The 9,932-nt window shown below is 68.5% G+C and carries 8 protein-coding genes and 1 pseudogene; 8 read left to right on the top strand and 1 reads right to left on the bottom strand.

The genetic code is table 11. From position 1 onward, the window contains the following. Window positions 1-49: 49 nt before the first annotated feature. The gene (locus AC27IO_RS15975; RefSeq protein WP_284398041.1) at window positions 50-976 is read right to left on the bottom strand and encodes a LysR family transcriptional regulator; all 927 of its coding nucleotides are present in this window, start codon (window positions 974-976) and stop codon (window positions 50-52) included. Window positions 977-1,120: 144 nt separating this feature from the next. Between AC27IO_RS15975 and AC27IO_RS15970 the strand changes: the two genes are divergently transcribed. The 8 genes and pseudogenes from AC27IO_RS15970 to AC27IO_RS15935 all read left to right on the top strand — a co-directional run. Next, window positions 1,121-2,194, top strand: coding sequence for an asparaginase (locus AC27IO_RS15970; protein ID WP_498739631.1), 1,074 nt, complete (start codon window positions 1,121-1,123; stop codon window positions 2,192-2,194). A gap of 214 nt (window positions 2,195-2,408) precedes the next feature. Next, window positions 2,409-2,948 carry a 3-hydroxyacyl-[acyl-carrier-protein] dehydratase FabA gene (fabA, locus tag AC27IO_RS15965; protein WP_272565196.1) on the top strand — a complete coding sequence of 180 codons (540 nt, stop codon included), beginning with the start codon at window positions 2,409-2,411 and terminating at the stop codon, window positions 2,946-2,948. Continuing rightward, window positions 2,945-4,171 (top strand): beta-ketoacyl-ACP synthase I, encoded by a 1,227-nt coding sequence (gene fabB / locus AC27IO_RS15960; RefSeq protein WP_284404857.1) that lies wholly within the window; start codon window positions 2,945-2,947, stop codon window positions 4,169-4,171. The genes fabA and fabB overlap by 4 nt, the downstream gene beginning before the upstream one ends. Window positions 4,172-4,392: 221 nt before the next feature. Further along, window positions 4,393-5,337 carry a glycine--tRNA ligase subunit alpha gene (glyQ, locus tag AC27IO_RS15955; RefSeq protein ID WP_284398394.1) on the top strand — a complete coding sequence of 315 codons (945 nt, stop codon included), beginning with the start codon at window positions 4,393-4,395 and terminating at the stop codon, window positions 5,335-5,337. Window positions 5,338-5,373: 36 nt separating this feature from the next. Continuing rightward, a complete protein-coding gene (gene glyS, locus AC27IO_RS15950; RefSeq protein ID WP_498739628.1) occupies window positions 5,374-7,668 on the top strand; it encodes a glycine--tRNA ligase subunit beta in 2,295 nt (764 codons plus the stop codon). Window positions 7,669-7,726: 58 nt separating this feature from the next. Next, window positions 7,727-8,323 (top strand): D-glycero-beta-D-manno-heptose 1,7-bisphosphate 7-phosphatase, encoded by a 597-nt coding sequence (gene gmhB, locus AC27IO_RS15945; protein ID WP_284429703.1) that lies wholly within the window; start codon window positions 7,727-7,729, stop codon window positions 8,321-8,323. 79 nt (window positions 8,324-8,402) lie between these two features. Beyond that, window positions 8,403-9,149 (top strand): lysophospholipid acyltransferase family protein, encoded by a 747-nt coding sequence (locus AC27IO_RS15940; RefSeq protein WP_487089885.1) that lies wholly within the window; start codon window positions 8,403-8,405, stop codon window positions 9,147-9,149. Then, window positions 9,149-9,932, top strand: a pseudogene (locus AC27IO_RS15935) (M48 family metallopeptidase); the annotation flags it as partial. The gene AC27IO_RS15940 and the pseudogene AC27IO_RS15935, both read left to right, overlap by 1 nt.

Genomic DNA, 9,932 nt, shown 5'->3' with positions numbered 1-9,932 from the left:
ACCACCACCTGAACCCCCCCGCGCGCCTGGCGCTGATCGAAGGGCCCGCTCAGAGCGCGGCCGCTTCGGAGGGCGCGCGCGCCATCGTTTGCATGAGCACGTCCGACAGCAGGGCCAGCATGCGGGCGGCATGGCGGTCCGGCGGGCGGTTGGCGGCGTGGTAGGCATGCAGCGCCATGGGGGGCAGGTCGCGCAGCGGCACCGCGGTGATGGCGGCCGGGTCGAGGTTGCGCGCGGTCAGGAAATCGACCACCGTCCACCCCATGCCGCGCTTGACCAGCGCCAAGGCCAGCTGCGAGGTCTGCATCTGGATGCCCAGCTCGGTGTGCACGCCCAGGCTCTGTGCCAGTTCGGCCATGGGCTGGCGCATGGGCTCGTCGCCCAGCAACTGGATCATGGGCGTGTTGGCCAGGAACGTGATCGGGTCGGACCGGTTCAGCCGCACCGCGCGCAGCCAGATGTCCCGCGCCACGGCGATGAACAGCGGCCCGCTCACCAGGATGCTGCTCTCCAGCTGCGGGTGCGGGTGATCGTAGAAGCCCAGCGCGAAATCCACCGAGCGGGTGAGCAGCGCCTGCGCCATCTGGTCCTGGTGCAGGGTGCGCACTTCCACGCGCACCCGGGGCGATTGCTGGGCATGGCGCTCCAGCACCGCGGGCAGGAATTCGTGCGTGACGGACGGAATCGCCGCCAGCCGCACCAGGCCGCCCTCCGGCTGGCGCAGGTTGTGCGCGGTGCGGCGCAGCGCGTCGAGCTGGCTGTGGATCTGGCTGGAGGCGGTGAACAGCGCCTGCGCCTCCGGCGTGGGCAGCAGGGCCCCGCGGGCCCGGCTGAACAGCGCATAGCCCAGTTGCAGTTCCGCGTGCGCGATGGTCTTGCTCACCGCCGACGGCGTGATGTTGATCAGCCGGGCAGCCGCGCTCATGTTGCCGGTCTGCATGACGGCCTGGAAGACTTCGAGTTGGCGGAGATTCATCGCAGGGGAGGGAAAACGAGAATATGACCGGAAGTCACACCCGGCCGGCGATTATTCCCCACAGCCCGCCATGCGGCTTCCTACCATACGGCACCCGCGGAAATGCCGCGGGCACAAAAAGTGTCATTCATTACGGAGACTCACATGCTTTCCCCTCTGAAACTGAAGCGCCTGCTGGCCGGCGCCGCCTTCGCAGTCTGGGCCGTCGTGGCCGCGGCCCAGCCCGCCGCCAAGCCCAATGTCGTGGTCCTGGCCACGGGTGGCACCATTGCCGGCGCAGGCGCCTCGGCGACCAACAGCGCGTCCTACGCCGCGGCCAAGGTGCCGGTGGACAAACTCATCGCGGGCCTGCCCGAGCTGGCGAACGTGGCCAACGTCAAGGGTGAGCAGGTCTTCCAGATCGCTTCGGAGAGCTTCACCAACGAGCAGCTGCTCAAGCTGGGCAAGCGCGTGTCGGCCCTGGCCAAGCAGGCCGACGTGGACGGCATCGTCATCACCCACGGCACCGACACGCTGGAAGAAACCGCGTACTTCCTGAACCTGGTGGTGCGCACCGACAAGCCCATCGTGGTCGTGGGCTCCATGCGCCCCGGCACCTCGCTGTCGGCCGACGGCGCGCTGAACCTGCTGAGCGCCGTCTCGGTGGCGGCCAGCAAGGATTCCTCGGGCAAGGGCGTCCTCGTGACCATGAGCGACGAGATCCAGAGCGGCCGCGACGTGGTCAAGGGCGTCAACATCAAGACGCAGGCGTTCCGCAGCCAGTGGGGCCCGCTGGGCATGGTGGTGGAGGGCAACAACTACTGGTTCCGCGCGCCGGTCAAGCGCCACACCGCGCAATCGGAGTTCAACATCGACGAGATCGAGACGCTCGCCCCCGTGGAGATCGTCTACGGCTACGGCAACGTGCCGCGCTCCACGGTGGACGCCGTGGGCCGCTCGGGCGTCAAGGCGCTGATCCATGCCGGCACCGGCAACGGCTCGGTGGCCGACCGGGTGGTGCCTGCGCTGCAGGAACTGCGCGGCCAGGGCGTGCAGATCATCCGTTCCTCGCGCATCGCCGACGGCTTCGTGCTGCGCAACGCCGAGCAGCCCGACGACAAGTACGACTGGGTGGTCGCCCACGACCTGAACCCCCAGAAGGCCCGCATCCTGGCCGCCGTGGCGCTGACCAAGCCCCAGACCAGCAAGGACCTGCAGCGCATCTTCTGGCAGTACTGACCGGGGCCCGATCCGCGCGGCCGCATGCCCGTGCGGCCTGCGCTGACGCGGTCCGGCGCGGTCCGCTTTCATGAAATTAGGGAATCACCCTTGGCCCTGTGTCACAGTCGGCCCTCCGTGTGCCTTGATAATGGATGCCCCGCCACCGAAAAGACCTCGGTGGCGCGCAATCAAAATCCGGCGGGCGCACCGCCGATCTGGAGCACGACTGACAATGGCTGATTCCTTTTCCTATGAACAACTGATCGCCTCCGGCGAGGGCAAGCTGTTCACCCCTGACAGCGGACGACTGCCGCTGCCGCCCATGCTGATGTTTGACCGCATCACGCACATCGACAGCGATGGTGGGGCGCATGGGCTGGGGAAAATCCGGGCCGAACTCGATGTGCGCCCCGACCTCTGGTTTTTCGACTGCCACTTCCAGGGCGATCCGGTCATGCCGGGCTGCCTGGGGCTGGATGCCATGTGGCAGCTCATCGGTTTCTACCTCACCTGGCTGCAGCTGCCGGGCCGGGGCCGCGCCCTGGGCGCGGGCGAAGTCAAGTTCACCGGCGAAGTCGGCCCCAACGTGAAGCTCGTCACCTACGAAATCGACATCAAGCGCGTGATCAAGCGCAAGCTGGTCATGGCCATCGGCGATGCCCGCCTGCTGGCCGACGGCCAGGAGATCTACGTGGCCAACGACCTGCGCGTGGGCCTTTTCAAGCGTGAAGACGGGAAGGACGGAGCACCCGCAGCGGGAGCCACGGCATGACCATGAAGAAGCGCGTCGTCATCACGGGTGCGGGCATCGTCTCGTGCATCGGCAATGACCAGCAGGCAGTGACCACGTCGCTGCGCGAAGGCAAGTCCGGCATCCGCGCCATGCCCGAGTTCGCCGAACTCGGCCTGCGCAGCCAGGTGGCGGGCGCGCCGCAGATCGATCTGGACGCGCTCATCGACCGCAAGCAGCGCCGCTTCATGGGCGATGCCGCGGCGTACGCCTACCTGTCGCTGAAGGACGCCATCGCCCAGTCCGGCCTGTCGCCCGCCCAGGTGTCCCACCCCCGCACCGGCCTCATCATGGGCTCGGGCGGCGGCTCGCCGGCCAACCAGATCGAGGCGGCGGACACGCTGCGCTCCAAGGGCATCCGCCGCGTGGGGCCCTACCAGGTCACGCGCTGCATGGGCTCCACCGTGTCGGCCAACCTGTCCACGGCGTTCGCCATCAAGGGCATCAATTTCTCGATCACCTCGGCCTGCAGCACCTCCGCGCACTGCGTGGGCATGGCGGCGCAGCAGATCGCCTTCGGCCTGCAGGACGTGATGTTCGCGGGCGGCGGCGAAGAGCTCTCCTGGGGCCTGGCCACGCTGTTCGACGGCATGGGCGCCATGTCGGCCAAATTCAACGCCACGCCGGAGACGGCCTCGCGCCCCTACGACGTGGACCGCGACGGCTTCGTGATCGCCGGCGGCGGCGGTGCGCTGGTGCTGGAGAGCCTGGAGCACGCCCAGGCCCGCGGCGCCACCATCCTGGCCGAGATCGTCGGCTTCGGCCTTTCGTCGGACGGCGAAGACATGGTCGCGCCCTCGGGCGACGGCGCCATCGCCTGCATGCGCCAGGCCATAGCCGAAGCGGGCGGCGGCACGATCGACTACGTGAACACGCACGGCACGTCCACCCCCGTGGGCGACCTGCCCGAGCTGCGCGCGCTGCGCGAGGTGTTCGGCGACGCGGTGCCCCCGTTCTCCTCCACCAAGTCGCTCACCGGCCACTCGCAGGGCGCGACGGGCGTGCAGGAGGCGATCTACTGCCTGTACATGCTGCAGGGCGGCTTCATCGCCGGCTCGGCCCACATCGAGAACCTGGACCCGGCCGCCGAGGGCATGCCCATCGTGCGCACCTCGCGCGATGCATCGCTGACGACCGTGCTGTCCAACAGCTTCGGCTTTGGCGGCACCAACGCCAGCCTGGTGCTGCGCCGCTGGCAGGATTGAGTGGACGCCCGCGGTGCAACCGCGGTGCATTGCTATGAAGATGATAGCTGCCAGCGCTTGATGAATAAGCGGTGGCGGCTATTTTTGCATGCGGGCGTGGCGGCCCCGTGCCGGGCGTGGCCGATGCGCCGGGCGCGCCTCGTAAAATCGACCGCTTTTGCGCGCGCCTGCGTGCAAACCCTCTCTACCAACCGCATGGCCCCGCCATGCCAGACACACGCATGTTGACCTTCCAGCAAATCATCCTGAAGCTGCAGTCGTACTGGGCCGAACAGGGCTGCGCGCTGCTGCAGCCCTACGACATGGAAGTGGGCGCCGGCACCTCGCACACCGCCACCTTCCTGCGCGCGCTGGGCCCCGAGCCCTGGAAGGCCGCCTACGTGCAGCCCAGCCGCCGCCCCAAGGACGGCCGCTACGGCGAGAACCCCAACCGCCTGCAGCATTACTACCAGTTCCAGGTCGTGCTCAAGCCCGCGCCGGCCAACATCCTGGAGCTGTACCTGGGGTCGCTGGAGGCCCTGGGCTTTGATCTCAAGAAGAACGACATCCGCTTCGTCGAGGACGACTGGGAGAACCCCACGCTCGGCGCCTGGGGCCTCGGCTGGGAGGTGTGGCTCAACGGCATGGAGGTGACGCAGTTCACCTACTTCCAGCAGGTCGGCGGCATCGACTGCAAGCCCGCCACCGGCGAGATCACCTACGGTCTGGAGCGCCTGGCGATGTACCTGCAGGGCGTGGACAACGTCTACAACCTGACCTGGACCGACGGACTCTCCTACGGCGACGTGTACAAGCAGAACGAGGTGGAGCAGTCCACCTACAACTTCGAGCACTCCGATGCCGACTTCCTGTTCACCGCGTTCAGCGCGCACGAAAGCCAAGCCCAGCACCTGATGGAGCAGCAGCTCGCCCTGCCGGCCTACGAGCAGGTGCTGAAAGCCGCGCACAGCTTCAACCTGCTGGATGCGCGGGGCGCCATCAGCGTGACCGAGCGCGCGGCCTACATCGGCCGCATCCGCAACCTGGCCCGCGCCGTGGCCAAGAGCTACCTCGACAGCCGCGCGCGGCTGGGCTTTCCCATGGCGCCCCAGGAATGGGCCGCCGAAGTGCTGGCCGACCTGGCCCGCGCCGACCAGCAGCAGCAACAGCAGAAGAAGGCGGCCTGAGGCACGCACGCGCATCAGGAAGGAACACAGACCACCATGACCCATCCGAATCTTCTCGTTGAACTGTTCGTCGAAGAACTGCCCCCGAAGGCCCTGCAAAAGCTGGGCGACGCCTTTGCGGGCGTGCTGTTCGAGCAGCTGCAGGCCCAAGGGCTGGCCGCGCCGGGCTCGCGCCTGACGGCCTTCGCTTCGCCGCGCCGCCTGGCCGCGCACATCACCGAAGTGGCGCCCCAGGCCGCCGACAAGGCCGTCTCGCAAAAGCTCATGCCCGTCGCCGTAGGGCTGGATGCCGCCGGCAACGCCACGCCCGCGCTGCTCAAGAAGCTGGCCGCGCTGGGCGCCGACGCCTCCGCCGTGGCCGCGCTGCGCCGCGTGCCGGACGGCAAGGCCGAGGTGCTGTTCCATGACAGCACCGTGCGCGGCGCCACGCTGTCCGAGGGCCTGCAGAAGGCCCTGCAGGAATCCATCGCCAAGCTGCCCATCCCGAAGGTGATGCGCTACCAGCTCGCCTCCGGCTGCGAGCAGCCCGGCTGGACCAGCGTGAGCTTCGTGCGCCCCGCGCACGGCCTGGTGGCCCTGCACGGCACCGAGGTGCTGCTGTCGGTGAAGGCGCTGGGCCTGACCGCCGGCAACACCACGCACGGCCACCGCTTCGAGGCGGCCGTGGACCCGGTCGTCGTCACCAGTGCCGACAGCTACGCCCAGCAACTGGCCGAGCAGGGCGCGGTGATCGCGAGCTTCGCCGAGCGCCGCGCCGAGATCGTGCGCCAGCTGCAGGCCGCGGCTGCGCGCGTGGGTGGCGGCGTGCGCCCCATCGAGGACGACGCCCTGCTCGACGAGGTGACGGCGCTGGTCGAGCGCCCCAACGTGCTCATCTGCGAGTTCGAAAAGGAGTTTCTCGATGTGCCGCAGGAGTGCCTGATCCTCACGATGAAGGCCAACCAGAAGTACTTCCCGCTGCTGCAGGCCGATGGCCGGCTGTCGCACCAATTCCTGGTGGTGAGCAACATCACGCCCGCCGATGCGAGCGCGGTGGTGCAGGGCAACGAGCGCGTGGTGCGCCCGCGCCTGGCCGACGCCAAGTTCTTCTTCGACCAGGACCGCAAGAAGACGCTGCTGTCGCGCGTGGAGAGCCTCTCCAAGGTGGTCTATCACAACAAGCTGGGCACGCAGGGCGAGCGGGTGGAGCGCGTTAGGACAATAGCCAAGGCGATCGCCGAGCAGCTGTTCGCCGGCATCGGCACGCACCATGCGGACCTGGATTCGGCCGAGGGCGAGATCGCCCGCGACTACCTGCTGTCGTGCGTGGACACCGCCGCGCGGCTGTCCAAGGCCGATCTGGTGACCGACATGGTGGGCGAATTCCCCGAGCTGCAGGGCATCATGGGCGGCTACTATGCCGCCAACGACGGCCTGGCCCACGAAGTGGCCCACGCCATCGAAGACCATTACAAGCCGCGCTTCGCGGGCGACGAGCTGCCGCGCGAGAACGTGGGCGTCATCGTGGCCATGGCCGATAAGCTGGAAACGCTGGTCGGCATGTTCGGCATCGGCAACCTGCCCACGGGCGACCGCGACCCCTTCGCGCTGCGCCGCCATGCACTGGGGGTTATCCGCATGCTGATCGAGCGAGACCTCCCGCTTGACCTCGAACTGCTTTTGAGCGGATCTTTCAAAGCGTTCAGTGATGAGGGCATTCAACGACGTGAATGGGATGCTCAGCAGGTGCGAGAGTTGGAAGCCAAGAAACAAGCAGGCGGTACGTTTGTGCACGCCTCTGGCTTTTCTCCCCGTGAATTCGATCCAGAAACAGCTACTAAATTGGCCGACTTCATGTACGACCGCCTCGCCGGCAGCCTGCGCGAGCAGGGCTACAGCGCGCAGGAAGTCGATGCCGTCATCGCCCTGCGCCCGCAGCGCCTGTCGCTGGTGCAAAAGCAGCTCGCCGCCGTGCGCGCCTTTGCCGAACTGCCCGAAAGCCCGGCCCTGGCCGCCGCCAACAAGCGCGTGGGCAACATCCTCAAGAAGGCCGAGGTGGCCGGTCCCGTGGACCCGCACGTCAACCCCGACCTGCTGCAGGAAGAGGCGGAAAAGAACCTCTACGCCGCGCTGCAGCGCTTCGTGCCCGAGGCCGATGCGCAGTTCGACGCGGGCGACTACACCGCCAGCCTGCAGACGCTGGCCGTGCTGCGCGCGCCGGTGGATGCGTTCTTCGACGACGTGATGGTCAACGCCGAGCAACTGGACCTGCGCCTGAACCGCCAGGGCCTGCTCAAGCGCCTGCACGTGGCCATGAACCGCGTGGCCGACCTGTCCCGGCTGGCGGCCTGAGGCCGGGGGCCGCGCTGGTGGTAGGCTGGCGCAGTCTTTCACCAGGCGCTCCCACACCATGAAAATCGCCATCCTCGACCGCGACGGCACGCTCAACCCCTCGGGCGAGAGCTTCATCGCTTCGCCCGACGAGTGGACCCCTCTGCCCGGGGCGCTGGAGGCCGTGGCGCGGCTCAACCATGCCGGCTGGCATGTCGTCGTCGCCACCAATCAGCCCGGGCTGGGGCGCGGGCTGTTCGACGTGATGGCGCTCAACGCCATCCACGCCAAGCTGCACCGCAAGCTCGCGGCGGTGGGCGGTCGCATCGACGCCGTGTTCTACTGCCCGCACGCACCCGACGACCTGTGCGCCTGCCGCAAGCCGGCGCCGGGCCTGATGGAGCAGATCCGCGACCGCTACGGTGTGGAGGGTGACGAGGTGCTGGTGGCCGGCAACTGCGTGGAGCATCTGCGGGCCGGCGCGGCCATCGGTGCGCAGCTGCATCGGGTCGGTGCGGCCCAGGCCGCCGAAGCGACCCTGGTCGCCTCGGGCGATGCCCTGCTGCCCAGCCCGTGGCCCGAAGGCACGCAGTTCCATGCCAGCCTGGCCGACTTTGCCGACCACGTGGCCGCGCAATCCGCCGTGGCGGCGCCGGGCCTGAACATCGCCGTCTGATGTGCTATTAATTTAATAGCTAAAACGGCATATATTCCTAGGGCATGAGCCCGAAAACACCCATTTTGTCCTGATTGCCATGGCCTTGATCCGTTCCATCGTCCACCTGCTCTGGATGGGCATCACCGTGGTGCCCTATACGCTGCTCATCCTGCTGGTGCGGCTGTTCGGCGCCAGCAGCCGCACGCGCTACCGCATCGCGCGGGCGTGGCTCAAGCTCAGCACCGATGCGGCGCGCGTCATCATGGGCATCCGCACGCGCATCACGGGCATGGAGCACCTGCCCTCCGACCCCACGCAGGGCGTGGTGCTGCTGGTCAAGCACCAGTCCACCTACGAGACCTTCCTGATGCCGGCGATCATGCCGCGCCCCCTGGCCTACGTGTTCAAGAAGGAGCTGCTGTACGTGCCGTTCTTCGGCTGGTCGATCGGCAGCCTGGACATGATCCACATCGACCGCGGCCAGCGCGCGCGCGCCTTCGTGAAGGTGCTGCAGCAGGGCCGCGCGCTGCTGACCAAGGGCACCTGGGTCATCATGTTCCCCGAGGGCACGCGCGTGGAGCGCGGGCGCAAGGGCCAGTACAAGAGCGGCGGCACGCGGCTGGCCATCGAGGCGGGCGTGCCCGTGGTGCCGATCGCCGTCACCTCGGCCAAGGTGTGGCCGCGCAAGGCCTTCATCAAGCGGCCGGGCACGGTGGACGTGTCCATCGGCCGCCCCATCCCGACCGAAGGCCGCAAGCCCGACGAGCTGATGCGCGAGGTCGAGGCCTGGATCGAATCCGAAATGCAGCGCCTCGACCCCGAGGCCTACGCGCCGGGCCGGTGATGCAGCGGCTGGTGCAGCTGGCGCTCGATCTGTTCGGCGGCGCGGCGCCGGCCGAGCCGCCGACTGCGCCTGCCTCCGCGCCCCGTGCCAGGAATTCCAGGCCGAATGCCGCGGATGCCGGCGGTTCGATTGCCGATGATGCTACTGATTTGGTAGCAAAAGACCCTGCCAAGCCATCGCCATCGTCCGCTTCACCAGTGGCGAAAGCGCCGCCCGTTCCCCTGGGCACGCTGCTCAGCCCCGCGATCTTCCGCCACCCCCGCGCGAGCCGCGAGGTGCTGCTGGGCGATGCCGTCGTGGCCTATGCGCTGCAGCGGGCGCGGCGGCGCACCATCGGGTTCACGGTGGGGGCGGACGGCTTGGCGGTGCGCGCGCCGGGCTGGGTGTCGCTCGCGGCCGTGGATGCGGCGCTGCAGGAAAAATCCGCCTGGATCCTGCGCAAGCTGGGCGAGGCGCAGGACCGCCAGCAGCGCGTGGACGGCGCCCGCATCGCCTGGGGCGACGGCGCCGTGCTGCCGTACCTGGGTGAGCCCCTTACCGTGGTGCTGGACCCGACCCACGGCTTTCGCGGCACGGGCGGCGCGCTGGTCGAGGGGCCCGAGGGGCAGCGCCAGCTGCACATCGGCCTGCCCCGCGCCGCCTTGCCGCGCAGGTGCGCGATGCGGTGCAGGCGTGGCTCATGCGCGATGCGCGCCAGCGCTTCACCGCGCGGCTGGACCACTTCGCGCCGCTGCTGGGCGTGCGCTGGAGCAGCCTGCGCCTGTCCAGCGCCCAGACGCGCTG

The organism is Acidovorax sp. KNOB132 (genome assembly GCF_057541515.1).
The sequence above is the reverse complement of the archived record's forward strand: the minus strand, read 5'-3'. Positions and strand labels throughout refer to the sequence as shown.